Genomic DNA, 18,763 nt, shown 5'->3' on the forward strand with positions numbered 1-18,763 from the left:
CGCGAAGTACCTGTTTTTCAAGGCGTGAGCAAGATTGAAGGCTGCGTTGACCGCGTCACCTGGGAATCGTATCGACAAGTATTCAACGGGAAGGTCGATGAGATGACAGATATGTTTAAAACTGCAGCACGCAGCGCAGCGCAACAGATGCGAGAGGTGTTTCCCGCCACCCCCTTGATGCGCAACGAACATCTGTCAGAAAAATATGACGCTGACATATGGTTGAAACGCGAAGACCTAAGCCCCGTTAGATCATATAAGTTGCGCGGGGCGTTCAACGCGATGCGCAAAGTGATCCCCGAGAAGTCTGTTTTCGTTTGCGCAAGTGCGGGCAACCACGCCCAAGGTGTTGCATTTATGTGCAGTCATTTCGGTGTGAAAGGTGTGATTTTCATGCCCGTCACGACGCCTCAACAGAAAATTCAGAAAACCAAGATGTTCGGTGGGCTTCAGGTCGAGGTTCGCTTGATCGGCGATTACTTTGACAAAACGCTCGCCGCGGCGCAGCAGTATTGCGTGGAAGAGGGCGCGCATTTTCTGTCTCCTTTCGATGATGAAGATGTCATAGAGGGGCAAGCCTCCGTTGCGGTGGAAATAGAGGAGCAGTTAGGGCGCGTGCCCGACCACATTCTGCTTCCCGTTGGTGGCGGCGGTCTTTCGTCCGGCGTTTACAGCTATTTTCAAAATGCATGCCGATATAGCTTTGTTGAACCTGAAGGGGCCCCTAGTTTGGCCAAAGCTTTGGCCGCGGGTGCACCGGTGGATGTGTCTCCTATCAATAGTTTCGTCGATGGGGCCGCGGTCGCAAAAATTGGCCAACGTAACTTTGCACGGTTGGATCGTGTCGCAGAGAGTGATGTGATCCATCTGGCCGAAGACCGCATCTGCGTCACGATCATCGAAATGCTGAATGTTGAAGGCATCGTATTAGAACCTGCTGGTGCCCTTTCTATTGAGGCGCTGGGCGAAGTAGCTGACCAGATCAAGGGCAAGACCGTTGTATGCGTAGCATCCGGCGGAAACTTCGATTTTGAGCGTCTGCCAGAGGTGAAAGAGCGGGCGCAGCGGTACTCCGGCGTCAAGAAATATTTTATTCTGCGGATGCCGCAGCGCCCTGGTGCGCTGAAAGAATTCTTGAGCATTCTCGGCCCGGACGATGACATCTGTCGGTTTGAATACCTGAAGAAGTCTGCGCGAAACTTCGGCTCTGTCCTGATCGGAATTGAAACACGCAGCCCTGAAAGTTTTGGGCCGTTCTTGGCGCAACTGAAGGACGCAGGATTTACCTATACGGACATCACGAATGACGAAACCTTGGCTCAATTTGTCCTATAGGCGTAATGCAGGTCTCCGTGTTCGATAGGAAATGTTCTTTCGATTTTTCATAGCTGGTAAGGATCTCCTTCCAAATAGATGTGATTTGATGGCTGCCGGTAAAGTCGCCTTCGGCCTGCGCGCATTGTTCTGACAATTCGACAAACCCCACGCTTAATGCGCTGCCCTTCACAAAGTGAAGTATATCGCGAAACTGATCGGTCGTTACGCCCATCGTTAGCTGAGCATTGGCTTCTTCCACCTCCTTAAAAAACACGCACATAATTGTGCTGAAGTCGTCGCGCCCAACAGCGGTTTGCAAGGTCGCGACCTGTTCCCAGTCAATCACTGATTCGCCCTCTTTCTCCGGCCAATGTGGGGCAAAATTCTTAACAAAGCGTGCAGGGCGATCATCACTTTTAAACTTTGGGGCTTCACCGAATCTTAATCAGTCGTTGGCTAGGCTCGGGGCGAAGTTGCCGAAAGTTTTTGAATGTTGCAGAACAAGATTGAACAAATAGCCCGACCAAACACGCCGCAGCGGTTTCGCGCGATCAAAACAGCTATGGTTGTCGACGATAGCGCGCTGCAGCGGCGAATCTTGATGGCGACGTTGTCGCGATGGGGATTCGATGTGCAGGAAGCGGCCTCTGCTGAAGAAGCATTGGCGGTCTGCGAACAAAATCTACCAGATCTGATCATCAGCGACTGGATTATGCCAGGTATGTCGGGGCTGCAATTTTGCGAGGCGTTTCGCAAACTTTCGAAGGGCAGCTACGGGTACTTCATTTTACTGACGGCAAAATCTGATAAATCCGAGGTGGTTAAAGGGTTGGACAGCGGTGCGGACGATTTTGTCAGCAAGCCAGTCAACGTTGACGAGCTACGCGCGCGAATTATGGCCGGCGAACGCATTTTGACGATGCAGCGTGAATTATCGTCGAAAAACCGTGTCATTAGTGAAGCTCTGGACGCGTTGCAAAACGTACATGACGCATTGGATCGGGACCTAGACGAGGCGCGAAAGTTTCAGAAATCCCTTTTGCAGGAACCGTTTTGCGCCTTCGATGCGGGTGCCGTGTCTTTGATGCTCAGGTCTAGCGGGCATGTAGGGGGCGATCTGGTGGGATATTTCACAGCGGGAAATAGCATCGGGATCTACGGGCTAGATGTGTCCGGCCACGGGGTGAGCTCGGCCCTGATGGCCGCCCGATTGGCCGGTATTTTTTCCGCCGTCGCACCGGAGCAAAACCTGGCGTTGGCACGCCAATCTGACGGGACGTATAAAATGCGCCCGCCCGACCAAGTAATCGCCGAGCTGAACAGCCTAGTGCTCTCTGACATGGAATCGGAGCAGTATTTCACACTTTTTTTGGCGGAAATTGAACTTGATACCGGCAGGATCAGGGCAACCCAGGCCGGCCACCCGCACCCCTTTATTCAGCGACGCAACAGCAGGTTGGAAAACTTCGGGAGAGGCGGGCTGCCCGTAGGGCTGATTGCCGATGCGCAATATGAAACAGTCGCGAGCCAGCTTTACCCTGGCGATCGTCTGATCGTGCTTTCCGACGGGGTGACCGAATGTCCTGACCCGATTGGGCAAATGCTGGACGATAATGGTTTAAATCAGGTTCTACATGATCTGCACCCCATCAGGGGGCCGCTTTTCTTTGACGCGCTCACGTCGAGGCTAGAAGATCATGCGGGGACGGCTGACTTTCCTGATGATGTTTCCGGCATCTGCTTCGAATTTCAGGACCTTGCCGCCAGAAACCGTTCAAGAAAGTGCCGATCCCCATCGTTGCCTAGCACCGAAACGGCCTCCTCCCCCGACAGAACAACTGTTGCGTGGTCAGGCTCTATCGGGGGGGCAATATGACGGACGGGATGGGCGACATAGACATGGCAAATTTTCTCTGCCCAGATGTTATACTCCGGCATATAGACGTATCGTCGGAATGCGCCCAACCGCCGAGGGCGCGCAATGGTCCAGCCAATCTCTTCCATCACCTCGCGGTGGAGCGTTTGGAGAGGCGATTCACCGGGGTCAATGCCACCGCCTGGCAACTGAATATCAACATGTGGCCTAAGCTGGGCGGTCATCAAAAAGCGGCCCTTGAGGGGCAAGATCGCATAGGCTCCGGGGCGCGACGTGTATGTTTTTCCCGGAATGGGCGGTTCCCCAACGCGTCGCATCATATGACTCCCCCTTTTCGCACGGCTTGTTGCCCTTATATAGACGCGGTATGCCAACCGTCTGCCGGTAAGGAAAGTCAAATGACCCAAGGAAACAAAATCGCGTGGGACGACACCGTTCTACCCTTTCAACTCGATGCCTCTGATATTCGGGGGCGCGTCGCGCGTCTGGATGGCGTGCTGGAAGGGATTTTGCGTCAGCATGACTATCCCGAAAAGGTAGAAGCGTTGGTCGCCGAAATGGCCTTGCTTACGGCGCTGATCGGGCAAACCATTAAGCTGCGCTGGAAGTTGCAACTGCAGGTCCAATCCAAAGGGCCCGTGCGCATGATTGCGACAGACTACTACGGCCCGACGGATGATGGTGAACCCGCGCGCATCCGCGCTTACGCCAGCTATGATGCCGACCGGATCACCGATGGGCCGGCCTTCGATCAGGTGGGCGAGGGGTATTTTGCCATTATGATCGATCAGGGCAACGGGATGACCCCCTATCAGGGGATTACGCCGCTTACCGGTAAATCGCTGTCCGAATGTGCAGAGGCGTATTTCGCGCAGTCCGAACAGCTGCCCACACGGTTTGAGCTGAGCTTTGGCAAATCCACCTCCCCGGGGGAGGATGAGCATTGGCGCGCCGGCGGTGTTATGCTGCAACATATGCCCAAAGCCTCGCCCTTTGCCGCGCAAGGGGAAGGCAGCGGCGAGGTGCTGCAAGCCACTGATCTGGTCGACGGTGAAGAGGGGGATAACTGGCACCGCGTCAACGTCTTGCTGGATACGGTAGACGAGCTTGAACTGATTGGGCCGAGCCTGCCGCCGACAGATCTTTTGAAACGTCTGTTTCACGAGGAGATGCCGCGCGTATTCGACGCGCAGGCGGTCCGCTTTGGCTGCACTTGCTCCGAAGATCGTGTGCGGCAAAGCCTGTCGATCTATTCGGCGGGGGATATCGAAACGATGACGACAGACGACGGCCGCGTCACGGCCGACTGCCAGTTCTGTGGTGCGCATTATGATCTGGATCCGAAAACAGTCGGGTTCGAGGCAGAAGACAACAGTGGCAGCTGATCAGCTCGCCCATTTTCGGAAGGCGCTGGCGCAAACTGGTGTCACGTCTTCCGATTTCGATCTTAACAAAGGGTCTACGCCACCGGCGAATCGGACATTGCGGCCAGCTGGCGTTCTGGCCCCGATCGTTGAACGGGGCGGGCGGTTGGAACTTATCCTGACCAAACGGTCGTCCGCGCTAAAGCACCATCCGGGGCAAATCGCCTTCCCGGGCGGCAAGCAGGATGGCGGTGATGCGGATGTTGTTGCCGCAGCTCTACGCGAGGCGCGGGAAGAAATCGGCCTGCCCTCGGATCTGGTCGACGTCTTGGGTACGCTGCCCGCACATGAGACAGTTACCAACTTTCTGGTGACGCCCGTCATTGCCTTCGTGAAAAAAGACTTCGAAATTATCCCCGAGCCTGGCGAAGTTGAGGAAGTCTTTACCGTTCCACTTGATCATGTGCTCAACGCCGAAAATTACGTGGTCCAGTCGCGCCGGTGGCAGGGGCAGCGACGGTATTATTACACGGTTCCTTATGGTCCCTATTACATTTGGGGGGCAACCGCGCGTATGTTGCGGGCATGGACAGAACGTATGATGTGACCCTTCCTGCCAGCACGCGCTGGCTTTCCGACCCCGATGCCCAAGCCGTATGCGATGCGGTGACGGACGGCGGGCATGCGATCTATTTTGTCGGGGGCTGTGTGCGGAACGCGCTTTTGGGCGTGGCGGATAGCGATGTCGACATGTCGACCAATGCATTGCCCGAGCGTGTCATGGCTCTTGCCGCGCGCGCTGGGCTGAAAGCCGTACCGACGGGCGTGGAACATGGAACTGTCACCGTGGTCAGCGGCGGTAAGGGGTTCGAGGTGACGACCTTCCGCCGGGATGTGGAAACGGACGGGCGACGCGCGGTTGTCGCTTTTTCGGACAGTATCCTCGACGATGCGTTGCGCCGTGATTTTACGATGAACGCGCTTTACGCGGATGCGCAGGGGCGGGTGATCGACCCGCTTGAAGGTCTTGTTGATTTGCGCGCGCGGCGGGTGAGGTTTATCGAGGATGCCGCCCAACGTATCCGCGAAGATTACCTGCGCACTTTGCGCTATTTCCGGTTTTGCGCGTGGTATGCGGACCCGGTCGAGGGCTTCGATCCGGAGGCTTTGGCCGCGATTGCAGCGCATATCGACGGGTTGGAACGCCTGTCGGCAGAGCGGATCGGGGCAGAGCTTACAAAGCTGTTAACCGCGCCGGACCCTGCGCCAGCAGTCGCGGCGATGCGCCAAACCGGCGTCTTGGGGGCGATTCTGCCGGGGAGCGATGACCGCTGGCTCGGGATGGTCGTGCATTTCGAACAGCTGTTGCAGATGTCTGTGGACTGGCGCAGGCGGCTGGCAGCACTTGGCGGTGAGGATATCGACCAGCGCCTGAGGTTGAGCAAGGCAGACGCGAAATACCTGCATCGGCTGAAAGAGGCGGCATATGGCGCAGAGACGGTGGCCGCGATTGCCCATACCGACGGCGGCGATATGGCGCGCGCGGTTGTTGTGCTGCGCGCCTGCCTGTCTGAAACGCCACCGGATGCGGCAGTGCTTGATCGTATCGCGCAGGCCGAAGCTGCCGTATTTCCCGTGCAAGCCGCTGATTTGATGCCGGAATACACCGGCCCTGCTTTGGGCAGGCGGCTGGCCGAGCTTAAGGCGCTCTGGATCGCTTCGGGGTTTGCGGCGACGCGGGACAGTTTGTTGGACACGCCAGAAAGCTGACGCAACCTGTGGTCTTTTCGGCGCGGCTCTTTCTATAGTGGCGGCGAACACGCGCCCCACAGGTGAATTATGTTTCGATTTTTCGAAAGTCTTGTCGATCCCTATGCGGACTACGCCGAGCAAGACACGCCACCCACGCGGCTGTGGCCCTTTTTCCGCAACTACAGCGCGCCGTTTAAAACGGTGTTCTGGGTCACGGGTGTGCTTTCCGTTGTCGTCGCGGCGATCGAGATCGGGCTGATCTACTATATGGGCCGTCTTGTCGATCTGATGGACGGCAGCCCGGCCGAGGTATGGCGCAGCTATGGGGCGGAGTTTATCGTCGTCGCGCTGCTTATCCTGATCGCGCGTCCCGCTGTGCAAGCGGTTCATGTGTTACTGCTGAACAACGCTGTGTTGCCAAATTACGGCACGCTTTTCCGTTGGCGCGGACACCGGCAGGTGCTGCGGCAATCGGTCGGCTGGTTCGAGGATGACTTTGCCGGGCGCATCGCCAACCGCATCATGCAAACGCCCCCCGCTGCGGGGGAGGTCGTGTTTCAGGTTTTTGACGCGATTTCATATGCGCTGGCCTATCTCATCGGTGCAGCGATTTTGTTAACCACGTCGGACTGGCAGCTGCTGATCCCCTTGGTCGCGTGGTTCGCGCTTTATGCTGTGCTGACCCAATGGACGATCAAGCGTGTGGCGGTTGCGTCGCAGGCGGCGTCGGATGCCCGCTCAGAGGTGACAGGCCGCGTGGTCGACAGTTACAGCAACATTCATTCGGTCAAGATGTTCGCTCACCATGACCGCGAGATTGAATATGCCAAGGGCGCCATCGAGAAGGCGCGCGTCACTTTTCAAAAGGAAATGCGGATATTCACCATCATGGATATCTGTCTGGTCAGCTTGAATGGTTTGTTAATCGTCGGGGTCGTAGGCTGGGCGTTCTATCTGTGGTCCACCGGCAACGCGACGGTGGGCGTGGTGACGGCTGCGACGGCGCTGACGCTGCGGTTGAACTCCATGACCGCCTGGATCATGTGGGCGCTTTCGACGTTCTTCCAGCAGCTTGGCGTCGTGGCCGAGGGGCTAGAAACGATTGCGCAGCCCATCACCTTGGTTGACGACAGCGATGCCAAGCCGCTGGCCCTGACCGACGGGCGGGTGGAGATGCGCGGGCTGACCCATCATTATGGCCGTGGTTCGGGCGGGTTGGATCACGTGGATATCACCGTGCAGCCGGGGGAAAAGATCGGCCTGATCGGGCGGTCGGGCGCGGGCAAATCGACCTTGGTCAAGCTGCTGCTGCGGTTTTACGACCCCGAAGGCGGACGCATTCTGATTGACGGGCAGGATATCACCACCGTCCGGCAGGACAGCCTGCGGCAGGCGATCGGGATGGTGCAGCAGGACAATGCCTTGCTGCATCGGTCGATCCGCGAAAATATCCTTTACGGTCGTCCCACCGCGACGGAGGCAGAGGTGATTGCCGCAGCGAAACAGGCCCAAGCACATGATTTTATTCAGGAGTTGAACGATCAGGGCGGGCGGTCCGGCTATGACGCGCAGGTTGGCGAGCGGGGCGTGAAACTGTCGGGAGGGCAGCGGCAACGCATCGCGCTGGCGCGGGTCATCCTCAAGAACGCGCCGATCCTTTTGCTGGACGAAGCGACGAGCGCGCTTGACAGCGAGGTAGAAGCCGCGATCCAGCAGACCCTGTACGGCATGATGGAGGGCAAGACCGTCATCGCCATCGCGCATCGCCTGTCCACCATCGCTGAAATGGACCGTATTCTGGTCATGGACGGGGGCCGTATCGTCGAAGAGGGCACGCATGAGGTGCTTTTGGCACAAGGCGGGCTATATGCAAATTTCTGGAACCGGCAATCCGGCGGGTTCCTTCGCACAGAAGAGCCGACATCGTAATGCCTTTGACATGGATTGACCCGTTTTCCCCCGCCACGACAGAGCCGCCGCGCCGTCTGGCGGCCTTTTTTCGTTGGGCGTTGAAGGGCAGCGGCCCTGCGCTTGGCGTCGCGGGGGTGCTGTCGATTTTCGCCGGCGTGATAGAGGTGATGGCCGCCTTGGTTCTTGGGTGGGTTGTGGATGCGGCGCTTGCCGCCGAGGCTGGGGCCGTATTCTCGGATCATACGGGGCTGCTCTTGGCGGGGCTGGCGTTCTTTTTGCTGCTGCGTCCGGCGCTGTTCGGCGTCAGTTCGTATATGCAGACGATCGTGGTCGCGCCGAATGTGTTCAACCTCGTGCTGTCGCGCTTGCATCGCTACACTTTGGGGCAGGCGGTCACGTTTTTCGACAATGATTTCGCGGGCCGGATTTCGCAGAAGGAAATGCAGACCAGCCGCGCGCTGACCGATGTCGTGACCGAGGTGCTGCATACGGTGCTCTTCGCCGCCGCGTCCTTTGTCGGCGCGGTGATGCTGCTTGGCACGGTAGACTGGCGCATCGCTGCGGGGCTGGTGCTTTGGATGGTCGGCTATGTCTTCCTGATCCGCCACTTCATGCCGCGGGTTCGCAAACATTCGAAAGCGCGGGCAGGGGCGCGCGCGATGGTGACGGGGCAGGTGGTCGATACGATCACCAACATCAAAACCGTCAAGCTCTTCGCCCATGCCGATCACGAGGACCGCGCCGCCTTGGGGGCGATGCGCAAGTTTCTGGACACGAGCCTCGATTTCGGGCGGGTGAGCGTCTCTTTCCGGTTCTGGCTGATGACGATAGCGGGGTTTTTGCCGGTGCTGCTGGTGGGGGGTGCGCTTTGGTATTGGTCGCTGGGTCTGGTGACGGCGGGCGATATTGCGGCGACGGGGGCGGTGTCGCTGCGGCTGGCGCAGATGACGGGCTGGGTCAGTTTCACGCTGATGGCGCTTTATGCGAATGTGGGCGAGGTCGAAGACGGGATGCGCACGCTGGCCGCGCCGCAGCAGCTGCGCGATGCAGACAACGCGGCAGAGCTGGAGGTGCGCGAAGGGGCGATCCGCTTTGACGGGCTGCGCTTTACCTATGGGCGCGATACGGGCGGTATCGAAGAGCTCAGCCTATCGATCAAACCGGGGGAGAAGCTGGGCATCGTCGGCGCATCGGGGGCGGGAAAATCGACGTTGGTGTCGCTTTTGCTGCGGCTCTATACGGCGGAACAGGGTCACATTTCGATTGATGGGCAGGATGTCTCATTGGTCACCAAGCAAAGCTTGCGGCGTCAGATCGGGATGGTCACGCAGGAGACGGCGATGTTCAACCGGTCGGCGTTCGACAACATCCGCTATGGCAAGCCCGACGCGACAGAGGCAGAGGTCATCGCCGCCGCACGTAAGGCCGAGGCGCATGAGTTCATCGAGAAGATGCAGGACCACACGGGCCGCAGCGGCTATGACGCGCATCTGGGGGAACGGGGGGTCAAGCTGTCGGGCGGGCAACGTCAGCGCATTGCGCTGGCCCGCGCGATCCTCAAGGACGCGCCGATCCTGATATTGGACGAAGCGACAAGCGCGCTGGATAGCGAGGTCGAAGCCGCGATCCAAAGCGCGCTGACCCGCGTGATGGAGGGCAAGACCGTGATGGCCATCGCCCACCGTCTGTCGACCCTGACCGAGATGGACCGCATCGCCGTGATGGACGCGGGCCGCATCGTAGAGATCGGCACCCATGAGGCGCTGCTTGCCAAAGACGGGCTTTATGCCCGCTACTGGCGGCGGCAGTCGGGCGGGTTTTTGGATATGAAGGCCGCAGAATAAGGCTTTTGCTGCGCCCGGCTTCGCGGTAAGCCCTGCGCATGACAGAATATACAATCCAGCGACTTGGCCACTTGGGCGACGGCATTGCGCCCGGCCCTTTATTTGCCCCGATGACCCTGCCGGGCGAGGTGGTGACAGGCACGCCTGACGGTCAGACCCTGACCGACATCCGTATCGTCACCCCGTCGGAGAACCGGGTGTCGGCGCCGTGTCGCCACTTCAAGGCCTGTGGCGGCTGCCAGTTGCAGCATGCGTCGGATGACTATGTCGCGGATTTCAAGCTGGGCGTGGTCAAGGCGTCGCTGGATGCCCACGGGATAGAGACTGTTTTCAAGCCGCTGCAAACCTCGCCTGCGCAATCGCGCCGTCGGGCCACCTTTGCGGCGAAACGCACCAAAAAGGGCGCGATGGCCGGCTTCCACGGGCGCGGTTCTGATGTGGTGATCGAAATTCCCGGGTGTCAGTTGCTGGACCCTGCGGTGATGGGCGCGCTGCCGATTGCCGAAAAGCTTGCCGTGATCGGCACCAGCCGCAAGGCCGCACTGGCTGTGACGGTGACCGCGTCGCGCGGGGGGCTCGATATCTCGGTCCAGAACGGGAAAGAGCTGGACGGCCCCTTGCGGCAAGAACTGGCGCATCTGTGCGACAGTCTGGGGCTGGCGCGGCTGACCTGGAACGGCGAGGTGATCGCGATGCGCACGCCGCCCGTGCAGCGTTTCGGTGCGGCCAAGGTGACACCCCCGCCCGGTGCCTTCCTGCAAGCCACTCCGCACGGAGAGGCGGCGCTGGTCACCGCCGTGCGCGAGGCTGTCGGTGAGGCGCGTCATGTGATTGACCTGTTTGCCGGCTGCGGCACGTTCAGCCTGCCCTTGGCCGATCAGGCAGAGGTACACGCCGTCGAGGGTGACGCCGCCATGACCGCCGCGCTGGATCACGGGTGGCGCATGTCGACGGGGCTCAAACCCGTCACGACAGAGGCGCGCGATCTGTTCCGCCGCCCCTTGCTGCCGGACGAGCTGGCCAAGACCGACGCCGTGGTCATCGACCCGCCGCGCGCGGGGGCCGAGGCCCAGATCGCAGAGATCGTCAAAGCGATGCCGCCGGTGCTGGCCTATGTGTCGTGTAACCCCGTCACCTTCGCGCGGGACGCCGCCGTGCTGATTGCCGCCGGTTATACGTTGAATTGGGTGCAAGTCGTTGATCAATTCCGCTGGTCCTCCCATGTGGAGCTGGCAGCGCAGTTCACTGCGCCGGAAGTACAACGCAAACGTAAATAACGCAGATCTATGGTGGGCACGGTAAACATGCGGGAACGTCTGGGAAGATGGGTCGAAGGGCGGGCCGTCAGCAATTTCATCATCGGTGTGATCGTGTTCAACGCCGCCTTGCTGGGGATGGAAACAGCCCCCGCCCTGATGGAGAGATACGGCACGCTGATCCTGTTTCTTGATCGCGTCTGCCTGTTCATTTTCATCGCCGAGATCACACTCAAGATCATCGCGCGCGGGGTCGGGTTCTTCCGCAACGGGTGGAATGTCTTTGACTTTACGGTCGTTGCCATCGCGCTGGTGCCCGCGGTGCAGGGGCTGTCTGTCTTGCGGGCGCTGCGTATCCTGCGGGTTTTGCGGGTGCTGTCCGTCGCCCCGCGTCTGCGCCGCGTCGTCGAAGGGTTTATCACCGCGTTGCCCGGTATGGGGTCGGTGTTCCTGCTGATGACGATCATCTTTTACATCGGCTCCGTCATCGCGACCAAATTGTTCAGCGACCAGTTCCCCGAATGGTTCGGGTCATTGCCCGCCAGCGCCTATAGCCTGTTTCAGATCATGACGCTGGAAAGCTGGTCGATGGGGATCGTCCGCCCGGTGATGGAGGTCTACCCCTATGCCTGGGTCTTCTTCGTGCCGTTTATTCTGGTCACGACCTTCGCCGTAGTGAACTTGCTGGTGGGTCTGATCGTGAACTCGATGCAGGACGCGCATAACGAGGAAGAGACCGTGCGCACCGATGCCTACCGGCTTGAGGTGATGGAAAAGCTGGAAGCGATCGAAAAGAAGCTGGCAGAGCACAGCCGCCAGTAACGGCTTTTTGACCGCATCGATATTTGCTACATGATAGGGCATCCACATAAGGCCGAAATGGTCGCGGGAACGAGGCATAGTGAACATGAAACGCAGAAACCTGATTCTGGGTGGCACCGCGCTGGTCGCGCTTGGGGCCTGCAGCAGCAGTAAATTCAAACGGTACAACGGGCCGCAGGTCACCTATGTGATCGTCAACAAGGGCGACCGCCGGATGTATCTGATGCACCACGACAAGGTGCTGGAATCATACGATATCAAACTGGGGTTCGCGCCTGTGGGCCACAAGGTGTACGAAGGTGACGGACGCACGCCCGAAGGGATCTATATGATCGATCGGCGCAATCCGAACAGCCGGTTCCACCTGTCGATCGGCATCAACTACCCCAATGAAATGGACCGCGCCCGCGCGGAAGCTTTGGGCAAAAGCCCCGGTGGCGATATCTTTATCCACGGTCAAAAGACCGCCAAGGACAAGAATCGCACCGATTGGACGTGGGGATGTATCTCTGTCTCGAACGACGAGATGGAGGAGATCTATGCGATGGTCGGGGATAACACCCCGATCGCACTGAACCCCTGATATCTAGCTAAAAGCGGGGGTGACCTTGGCGGTCACTTCCCCATCACCATGGTCCACCAGATCTTGCCGTTGTTTTCCTGATGCCAGGAAAAGCCCATGTTCAAAGCGTCCTTCGACATGATGATGCGGCGGGTGTCCGGTTTTTCCATCCAGGCGGCAAGTGTTTCGAGCTCGGTCTCGTAGGTTTCCGAGATGACTTCGCCGACCAGCGCGCCGGTGTATCCTACGCGTTGGATACGATCGACAGGGGACGACCCGTCAGACCCGAAGTGCCAGGGGCGGTTCTGCACCGCCATATCCCGCGAATGGGTGGCGGCGGCGGCGTTCAGTTGTGCGTCCAGTTGAACGGGTGCCAGACCGGAGGCCCCGCGCAGCGCGTTCACGGAATCAAGCATACGGAACTGCAGCTTGCCGGTATCATTGCGACCGATCTTATAGACGGTAGGGCCGGGGCGACCGTCGGACGCAAGCGGGGTCGGTGCAGGGGTACAGGCCGCCAGCGCCACGGTCAGGGAAATAAGGATTGAAAACAGACGGATCATGGCGCAGCTCCACGCAATTGGGTTTGTCGTGCCATACAGCTTGATGCGTTGCAGATCAAACGCACATGAGCGTGAGCGCGCCTGTTAACGCTTGTTTGATTTGAAACTGCGACTTTCGAGCCATATACGACAGTATTATACTAGGTTGTAACTACCTTCAGGAGACATCTGATGTCTGATAAGAAATTTACCCTTTCGTCGCGCCGTGCTTTCCTTGCTGGCAGCGCCGCGATGCTGGCAACGCCTGCGCTGGCGCAAAGCAGCGTCAACAGCGAAGCGACCACGGAGACGGAGCGCGATCTGACCGAGGCAGTGCGTCGCAACACCTCCAGCTTCCGCACGCTGGATTGGCAGCCTTACTTTAGCGACACCAAGAACGGGGCCATTCTTGTCGATATCGACAGCCGCGCGGTGCATTACTGGTCTGAGGATCAGTCGATCTACAAGCTGTACCCCTCAAGCGTACCGCTGACCGAGGAACTGACCCGCCGTGGGCGTACCAGCGTGATCCAGAAGGTCGTCGGCCCCACATGGCGTCCGACCCCGTCGATGCTGGAACGCAACCCAGAGTGGCCAGCGGTGATCGGGCCGGGCCCTGACAACCCCTTGGGCACCCACGCGCTGTACCTGAGCTGGACGTACTACCGTATCCATGGCACGCATGACACACGCAAGATCGGGCGTCGTTCGTCGAATGGCTGCATTGGCCTGTACAATGAACATATTGCTGAACTTTTTGGCATGGCGAACGTCGGCACCCAAGTGTTGCTTATTTGACAACTTTTTAGCGATTGTGGTGCTCAAAAGCTGAATCCGGGTTTGCAATTACCCGCTGATGCTGTTTAGAAAGTTTTACGAGGTAAGTCTTGGGCGCGTGCTATCACACTGTGAAGTACGCCTTTTCTGGAGGTTATGTTATGAAGAAACTCGTTCTCGCCGCTGCTCTGACAGCTGCTGCATCGAATGCATTTGCTGGTTCGCTGGCAGAGCCAATCATCGAAGCACCCGTCATCGTTGAAGAGTCCACCTCTTCTTCCTCGGGCATCCTGATTCCTCTGCTGCTGCTGGCCGTTGTTGCTGCTGCAGTTGCTTCCGACTAATTCGGTCGAAGTTTCAGTTAGAAAAAGGCGGTGTTCTACACCGCCTTTTTTTATGTCTGCCGTTCGGCTCCAGATGACAAGCGGACAAAAGAAAAGCGCCTGTAGCCACAGGCGCTTTCTTTGTTTTCAGGTCCGACCCGCGCGGGGGATTAGTCGATCCAGCCTTGCAGGTTTTCCTCGATCACATTGGAAAGCGCCTTGATGTGCAAGTCGTCGTCATTGAGACAGGGGATATAGTGAAACTCCTCCCCGCCCGCGTGTTCAAAGCTTTCCTTGATCTCTTCGTTGATCTCTTCCAGCGTTTCGATGCAATCGGCTGAAAAGGCAGGGGCACAGACCGCGATCTTTTTGTTACCGGCTTCGGCCTGCCGCGCGACCTCTTCCACCGTATAGGGCTGCAACCATTCTTCGGGGCCGAACTTCGACTGGAAGGTCGTCATGATCTGGGTGTCGTCCCAGCCCAGCCGTTCCTTCAGCAGGCGCGTCGTTTTCTGGCATTGGCAGTGATAGGGATCGCCCTCCATCAAATAGCGCAGCGGGACACCGTGATAGGAACACAGCAGCTTGTCGGGCTTTGTCTCCATCTTGGCGTAGGCCTTCTCGATCGAGGTGGCGAGCGCTTCGATATAATCGGGGCGGTCGAAATAGGGTTCAACCGTGCGGGCGGCGGGTTGCCATTTCTCTTTGGCGAGCGCCGCGAAAAACGCGTCATTCGCGGTGGCAGAGGTGGCCCCAGCGTATTGCGGGTACAGCGGGAAAAACAGGATCTTCTGGCAGCCCGCAGCGGTCATCGCCGCCACCTTGGATTGGGTCGACGGGTTGCCGTAGCGCATGCAGTAATCGACCATGACTGCGTCACCATACCGCGCCTGCATCGCGTCTTTTATCTTCGCGGTTTGCTGTTTGGTGATGGTCATCAGCGGGCTTTCCCCCGCCTCGTGGTTCCAGATCGACTTATACGCGGCACCGCTGGTGAAGGGGCGTTTCGACAGGATCACCAGCTGAAGCAGCGGTTGCCATTTCCACGGGCTATAGTCGATCACGCGGCGATCCGACAGAAATTCCGATAGATAACGGCGCATTGACCAGTAATCATAGTTGTCCGGCGTGCCGAGGTTCGCCAGCAGGATACCCACCTTGGGGGCGGGTACGGTGGGGTGGTCAGGCTGTGCATGGGCTGGGCGCTGCTGCGTCATCTGGCATTCCTTTTCTGCGTTTAGCGCTGAGATAAACGGTTATGGTCGCGCGTCAATCGCGCAGCGGCGTTTCTGCCGTGGCCAGCGCATCGGCCAAGCGCTGCTGCGCAGAGCCGGGTCGCAGGGGTTTGGGCTGGCTGTCCGCCGGTGCCCAGCCCGCCAGAAAGACCAGCTCAAAGCTTGCTTTGATGCGCCCCTCTGGCGTGGCGTAGTGGTCGCGGTAAAGCTGCCCCGCCGCTTCAAAGATCGCGCGGCCACTGGGGCGGCGCAGGCGGCTGGTCAGGGCGTTGGCCTCTCCCATGGCGCGCAGGTCGCGCATCAGGTGCCAGATATCGCGGTATTCTGTCGTCAGCGTCACGGAATCCGCCACCGGCAGCGCAAGCCCCGCCCGTTGCAGCAGCCCGCCGATATCGCGCAATTCGGCCATAGGGGCGATCCGCGGCGACAGCCCACCGGTGATCGACGCCTCGGCCTGACCCAGACAGGCGCGCAGCTCGTGCAGGGTCTGCCCGCCGAAACCGACGCTTAAAAACAGCCCGTCGGGTTGCAGGGCGCGGCGCGACTGGATGATCTGACCCACCGGATCATTCGCCCAATGCATCCCCATCGCATGGACCACCAGATCATGTGCGCCCTGGGTCAGCGCAAGCGTATCTGTGTCCTCCACCAGCGTCGCAGAGGGGTGCAGCGCGCTCCAGACCTGCGGGAAGCCGGTGACAATCGCTGCTGACGTAAAGGTTCTGTTAACCAGCGACAGCCGATCATCGACCTCTTCAAGCGCGGCGCGGTGCAGGAACAGGGCGTCATCGGAGGCGCGGCTGCGGTTGCGGGTCAGCGCCGCGCGATCGGTCAGGGTGTGTGAAGCGTTCATGAAAGGATAATAAGATCATGCGAGACCAGTTACAAACCGCTGTTGCGCTGATTTACCCGCCGTCCTGTCTGGCGTGCGGGGCGTGGGTGGCTGCACATGGGGGGCTGTGCGGTCCGTGCTGGCGCGACACGGGGTTCATTGAAGGTGTGGTCTGCGAAACCTGCGGTATTCCCTTGCTGGGCGATCTGTCCGAGACAGACGTGCGCTGCGACGCGTGCCTTGCCGCGCCACCGCCGTGGGACCACGGGCGCGCAGCCCTTTTGTACCGAGATACCGGCCGCCGGCTGGTGCTGGCGCTGAAACACGGCGACCGTCAGGACATCGCCAAACCCGCAGGACACTGGATGGCGCGGGTGATCGCGCCCTTCGTCACGCCTGACACTTTGGTGGTGCCCGTGCCGCTGCATTACGCGCGGCTGTGGAAGCGGCGGTTCAACCAATCGGCCCTGCTGGCCCGTGCGCTTGCCCGTGAACACAAGCTTGGGTGGTGTCCTGACGCGCTGCGCCGCGTCCGACGCACCGCCGCGCTAGAGGGGAAGGGACGCCGCGAACGCATTGCCCATCTGGATGGCGCGATCACCGCCCATCCCCGCCGCGCCGACCTGCTGCGTGACCGTCCGGTGCTGTTGGTGGATGACGTGATGACATCGGGTGCCACTTTACAGGCGTCGGCGCGGGCCTGTCTGGACGCACGCGCAGGGCCAATCTGCGTCGTGACACTGGCAAGAGTGGCAAAAGATACTTAAGTCTTGATCCAACCCATTTGTTGAAAGGACATCAACATGCAACCTGTTGAGATCTATACCTCCCCGCTATGCGGATTTTGCCATGCCGCCAAACGTCTGCTGAATGAAAAAGGCGTGAGCTTTGCCGAGGTCGACGTGCTTGCCCAGCCAGAGCGTAAGTCCGAGATGATCGAACGTGCCAATGGCGGACGCACCGTACCGCAGATCTTTATCGGCGACACCCATGTCGGCGGCTGTGATGACCTTTACGCGCTTGAACGTGCGGGCAAGCTGGACGCTTTGTTGGCCTCCTGATGCAGGCGGCGCTGATCCAGCTGAACGTCAGCGATACACCGGCCCGCAATCTGGCGGGCACGGTAGAGATGGTGCGCGATGCTGCGGCGCAGGGGGCGGCGTTTGTCCTCACGCCCGAGGTCACGAACTGCGTCTCGACCAGCCGCGACCACCAGCGCAGCGTGTTGCAGCACGAAGACGATGACATCACCCTCGCCGCCTTGCGGGATGTGGCGCAAGAGACGGGCATCTGGCTGCTGATCGGGTCGCTTGGGCTGAAAACGCGGGATGCGGACGGGCGCTTTGCCAACCGGTCGTTCCTGATTGATCCGCACGGGCAGATCAAGGCCCGCTACGACAAGATCCATATGTTCGACGTGGATATCGACGCGGGCGAAAGCTACCGCGAATCGGCGGGCTACCGCCCCGGCGATCAGGCGGTTGTGGCGCAGACGCCTTTCGCCAAAATCGGCATGAGCATCTGCTATGACATGCGCTTTCCCAAGCTCTATCAGGCGCTGGCGGATGCGGGGGCCACGATCCTGACCATGCCCGCCGCGTTTTCGCCCGTGACCGGTGCCGCGCATTGGCACATGCTGCTGCGGGCCCGCGCGATCGAGACAGGGTGTTTCGTGTTAGCCCCCGCGCAGACCGGCACCCATGCCAGCGACAGCCACAAGACCCGCGACACCTACGGCCATTCGCTGGTTGTTGCCCCGTGGGGCGAGGTGCTGCTGGATGCGGGCACCGCGCCGGGCGTTTATCCGTTCACGCTGGACATGGCACGTGTACAAGAGGCACGTACCCGCGTACCCAGTCTTGCCAACCGGCGGGATTTCAAGGCACCTTAGTAACGGCTTATGACGGAAAATCGAAACTCACTTGCGATCACGTTGATCAGCGAATTGCTGTCGGCTGATCAACGGATGCGCAACCGGCTGACCCGGGCGCTGCCCAAAGGTATGGAGATTTCGCATTTTTCGGTGCTGAACAATCTGGCCTGGCATGACGGCGAAAAGACCCCCGCGCAGCTGGCCGAGACGTTCAATGTCACCCGTGGTGCGATGACGAATACGCTGAATAAGCTGGTCTGGGCGGGCTATGTGCATATCCGCCCCGATTGGGACGATGCGCGGCGCAAGATGGTGGCGATCAGCCCCGCAGGGCGCAACGCGCGGGATCATGCGATCCGGCAAATCTCGCCGTTGATCAATGATGTGGCCGATGATCTGGGCGAGGCGCAGGTGCGTGCCACGCTCGATACCCTGCGCGCCCTGCGGCGCCAGCTGGAGGGCTGACGCAGGTTTGGG

The 18,763-nt window shown here is 59.5% G+C and carries 20 protein-coding genes and 1 pseudogene; 16 read left to right on the forward strand and 5 right to left on the reverse strand.

Annotation, left to right across the window (positions count from 1 at the left end; translation table 11 throughout):
* Nucleotides 1-102 precede the first annotated feature (102 nt).
* Nucleotides 103-1,335, forward strand: a complete 1,233-nt coding sequence (gene ilvA, locus C1J04_RS01955) for a threonine ammonia-lyase IlvA (RefSeq protein WP_037954546.1) — start codon at nt 103-105, stop codon at nt 1,333-1,335.
* Here ilvA and C1J04_RS01960 read toward each other — a convergent pair.
* Nucleotides 1,298-1,663 (reverse strand): Hpt domain-containing protein, encoded by a 366-nt coding sequence (locus tag C1J04_RS01960; RefSeq protein ID WP_009825730.1) that lies wholly within the window; start codon nt 1,661-1,663, stop codon nt 1,298-1,300. The two genes, ilvA and C1J04_RS01960, sit on opposite strands and share 38 nt — an antisense overlap.
* 255 nt (nt 1,664-1,918) lie before the next feature.
* On the opposite strand from C1J04_RS01960, the pseudogene C1J04_RS01965 reads away from it, so the two are divergent.
* Nucleotides 1,919-3,007: pseudogene (locus C1J04_RS01965) on the forward strand (SpoIIE family protein phosphatase); the annotation flags it as partial.
* Between the two features lie 59 nt (nt 3,008-3,066).
* Here C1J04_RS01965 and C1J04_RS01970 read toward each other — a convergent pair.
* A complete protein-coding gene (locus C1J04_RS01970) occupies nt 3,067-3,513 on the reverse strand; it encodes an NUDIX hydrolase (RefSeq protein ID WP_009825732.1) in 447 nt (148 codons plus the stop codon).
* A gap of 78 nt (nt 3,514-3,591) precedes the next feature.
* Here C1J04_RS01970 and hslO point away from each other — a divergent pair, with 78 nt between their 5' ends.
* From hslO to C1J04_RS02010, 8 genes are all read left to right on the forward strand, one after another.
* Entirely contained in the window at nt 3,592-4,578 is a 987-nt protein-coding gene (hslO, locus tag C1J04_RS01975) for an Hsp33 family molecular chaperone HslO (protein ID WP_009825733.1), read from the forward strand.
* A complete protein-coding gene (locus C1J04_RS01980; RefSeq protein ID WP_009825734.1) occupies nt 4,568-5,164 on the forward strand; it encodes a CoA pyrophosphatase in 597 nt (198 codons plus the stop codon). Before hslO ends, C1J04_RS01980 begins: the two co-directional genes overlap by 11 nt.
* On the forward strand, nt 5,143-6,327 hold the full coding sequence (locus C1J04_RS01985) for a CCA tRNA nucleotidyltransferase (protein ID WP_037954038.1): 1,185 nt from the start codon (nt 5,143-5,145) through the stop codon (nt 6,325-6,327). The genes C1J04_RS01980 and C1J04_RS01985 overlap by 22 nt, the downstream gene beginning before the upstream one ends.
* Before the next feature lie 69 nt (nt 6,328-6,396).
* Nucleotides 6,397-8,238 carry an ABC transporter ATP-binding protein gene (locus C1J04_RS01990; protein ID WP_009825736.1) on the forward strand — a complete coding sequence of 614 codons (1,842 nt, stop codon included), beginning with the start codon at nt 6,397-6,399 and terminating at the stop codon, nt 8,236-8,238.
* On the forward strand, nt 8,238-10,064 hold the full coding sequence (locus tag C1J04_RS01995) for an ABC transporter ATP-binding protein (protein WP_009825737.1): 1,827 nt from the start codon (nt 8,238-8,240) through the stop codon (nt 10,062-10,064). Before C1J04_RS01990 ends, C1J04_RS01995 begins: the two co-directional genes overlap by 1 nt.
* A 38-nt stretch (nt 10,065-10,102) precedes the next feature.
* The gene (locus C1J04_RS02000) at nt 10,103-11,341 is read left to right on the forward strand and encodes a class I SAM-dependent RNA methyltransferase (RefSeq protein WP_009825738.1); all 1,239 of its coding nucleotides are present in this window, start codon (nt 10,103-10,105) and stop codon (nt 11,339-11,341) included.
* A gap of 9 nt (nt 11,342-11,350) precedes the next feature.
* Entirely contained in the window at nt 11,351-12,142 is a 792-nt protein-coding gene (locus tag C1J04_RS02005; protein ID WP_009825739.1) for an ion transporter, read from the forward strand.
* An 85-nt stretch (nt 12,143-12,227) separates the two neighbouring features.
* On the forward strand, nt 12,228-12,725 hold the full coding sequence (locus C1J04_RS02010) for a L,D-transpeptidase family protein (RefSeq protein WP_005850826.1): 498 nt from the start codon (nt 12,228-12,230) through the stop codon (nt 12,723-12,725).
* A 32-nt stretch (nt 12,726-12,757) separates the two neighbouring features.
* Here C1J04_RS02010 and C1J04_RS02015 read toward each other — a convergent pair whose 3' ends face one another.
* The gene (locus C1J04_RS02015) at nt 12,758-13,267 is read right to left on the reverse strand and encodes a CAP domain-containing protein (protein WP_005850828.1); all 510 of its coding nucleotides are present in this window, start codon (nt 13,265-13,267) and stop codon (nt 12,758-12,760) included.
* A gap of 171 nt (nt 13,268-13,438) precedes the next feature.
* Here C1J04_RS02015 and C1J04_RS02020 point away from each other — a divergent pair, with 171 nt between their 5' ends.
* Entirely contained in the window at nt 13,439-14,044 is a 606-nt protein-coding gene (locus tag C1J04_RS02020; RefSeq protein WP_009825740.1) for a L,D-transpeptidase, read from the forward strand.
* 140 nt (nt 14,045-14,184) lie between these two features.
* Complete coding sequence (locus tag C1J04_RS02025; RefSeq protein ID WP_005850832.1) at nt 14,185-14,367, forward strand: hypothetical protein; 183 nt, start codon at nt 14,185-14,187, stop codon at nt 14,365-14,367.
* 149 nt (nt 14,368-14,516) lie between these two features.
* Here the strand turns inward: C1J04_RS02025 and hemH are convergent, their stop codons facing one another.
* Both hemH and C1J04_RS02035 read right to left on the reverse strand, forming a co-directional pair.
* Nucleotides 14,517-15,563: a ferrochelatase gene (gene hemH / locus C1J04_RS02030; RefSeq protein ID WP_009825741.1), complete on the reverse strand. Its 1,047-nt coding sequence runs from the start codon at nt 15,561-15,563 to the stop codon at nt 14,517-14,519.
* 52 nt (nt 15,564-15,615) lie between these two features.
* Entirely contained in the window at nt 15,616-16,434 is an 819-nt protein-coding gene (locus C1J04_RS02035; RefSeq protein ID WP_009825742.1) for a hypothetical protein, read from the reverse strand.
* A 17-nt stretch (nt 16,435-16,451) separates the two neighbouring features.
* On the opposite strand from C1J04_RS02035, the gene C1J04_RS02040 reads away from it, so the two are divergent.
* Genes C1J04_RS02040 through C1J04_RS02055 form a run of 4 tightly spaced genes read left to right on the forward strand, consistent with a single transcriptional unit; the run spans nt 16,452 to nt 18,751 of the window.
* The gene (locus C1J04_RS02040) at nt 16,452-17,180 is read left to right on the forward strand and encodes a ComF family protein (protein WP_037954040.1); all 729 of its coding nucleotides are present in this window, start codon (nt 16,452-16,454) and stop codon (nt 17,178-17,180) included.
* Between the two features lie 36 nt (nt 17,181-17,216).
* Complete coding sequence (gene grxC, locus C1J04_RS02045) at nt 17,217-17,474, forward strand: glutaredoxin 3 (protein ID WP_005850844.1); 258 nt, start codon at nt 17,217-17,219, stop codon at nt 17,472-17,474.
* Nucleotides 17,474-18,304 carry a carbon-nitrogen hydrolase family protein gene (locus C1J04_RS02050; RefSeq protein ID WP_009825744.1) on the forward strand — a complete coding sequence of 277 codons (831 nt, stop codon included), beginning with the start codon at nt 17,474-17,476 and terminating at the stop codon, nt 18,302-18,304. Before grxC ends, C1J04_RS02050 begins: the two co-directional genes overlap by 1 nt.
* Nucleotides 18,305-18,313: 9 nt before the next feature.
* Complete coding sequence (locus tag C1J04_RS02055; protein WP_005850847.1) at nt 18,314-18,751, forward strand: MarR family winged helix-turn-helix transcriptional regulator; 438 nt, start codon at nt 18,314-18,316, stop codon at nt 18,749-18,751.
* Nucleotides 18,752-18,763 lie beyond the last annotated feature (12 nt).

Source organism: Sulfitobacter sp. SK025 (genome assembly GCF_003352105.1).
In the GTDB taxonomy this organism is placed as follows: Bacteria; Pseudomonadota; Alphaproteobacteria; order Rhodobacterales; family Rhodobacteraceae; genus Sulfitobacter; species Sulfitobacter pontiacus.

Excerpts from the sequence above, each read along its gene's own strand:
- C1J04_RS02040 (WP_037954040.1), top strand. The coding sequence starts at position 16,452 with ATGCGAGACCAGTTACAAACCGCTGTTGCGCTGATTTACCCGCCGTCC.
- ilvA (WP_037954546.1), top strand. The coding sequence starts at position 103 with ATGACAGATATGTTTAAAACTGCAGCACGCAGCGCAGCGCAACAGATG.
- C1J04_RS02015 (WP_005850828.1), bottom strand. The coding sequence starts at position 13,267 with ATGATCCGTCTGTTTTCAATCCTTATTTCCCTGACCGTGGCGCTGGCG.
- C1J04_RS02035 (WP_009825742.1), bottom strand. The coding sequence starts at position 16,434 with ATGAACGCTTCACACACCCTGACCGATCGCGCGGCGCTGACCCGCAAC.
- C1J04_RS02020 (WP_009825740.1), top strand. The coding sequence starts at position 13,439 with ATGTCTGATAAGAAATTTACCCTTTCGTCGCGCCGTGCTTTCCTTGCT.
- C1J04_RS02000 (WP_009825738.1), top strand. The coding sequence starts at position 10,103 with ATGACAGAATATACAATCCAGCGACTTGGCCACTTGGGCGACGGCATT.
- C1J04_RS02055 (WP_005850847.1), top strand. The coding sequence starts at position 18,314 with ATGACGGAAAATCGAAACTCACTTGCGATCACGTTGATCAGCGAATTG.
- C1J04_RS02025 (WP_005850832.1), top strand. The coding sequence starts at position 14,185 with ATGAAGAAACTCGTTCTCGCCGCTGCTCTGACAGCTGCTGCATCGAAT.
- C1J04_RS01995 (WP_009825737.1), top strand. The coding sequence starts at position 8,238 with ATGCCTTTGACATGGATTGACCCGTTTTCCCCCGCCACGACAGAGCCG.
- C1J04_RS02010 (WP_005850826.1), top strand. The coding sequence starts at position 12,228 with ATGAAACGCAGAAACCTGATTCTGGGTGGCACCGCGCTGGTCGCGCTT.
- C1J04_RS02050 (WP_009825744.1), top strand. The coding sequence starts at position 17,474 with ATGCAGGCGGCGCTGATCCAGCTGAACGTCAGCGATACACCGGCCCGC.
- C1J04_RS02005 (WP_009825739.1), top strand. The coding sequence starts at position 11,351 with ATGGTGGGCACGGTAAACATGCGGGAACGTCTGGGAAGATGGGTCGAA.
- hslO (WP_009825733.1), top strand. The coding sequence starts at position 3,592 with ATGACCCAAGGAAACAAAATCGCGTGGGACGACACCGTTCTACCCTTT.
- C1J04_RS01990 (WP_009825736.1), top strand. The coding sequence starts at position 6,397 with ATGTTTCGATTTTTCGAAAGTCTTGTCGATCCCTATGCGGACTACGCC.
- C1J04_RS01970 (WP_009825732.1), bottom strand. The coding sequence starts at position 3,513 with ATGATGCGACGCGTTGGGGAACCGCCCATTCCGGGAAAAACATACACG.
- C1J04_RS01985 (WP_037954038.1), top strand. The coding sequence starts at position 5,143 with ATGGACAGAACGTATGATGTGACCCTTCCTGCCAGCACGCGCTGGCTT.
- hemH (WP_009825741.1), bottom strand. The coding sequence starts at position 15,563 with ATGACGCAGCAGCGCCCAGCCCATGCACAGCCTGACCACCCCACCGTA.
- grxC (WP_005850844.1), top strand. The coding sequence starts at position 17,217 with ATGCAACCTGTTGAGATCTATACCTCCCCGCTATGCGGATTTTGCCAT.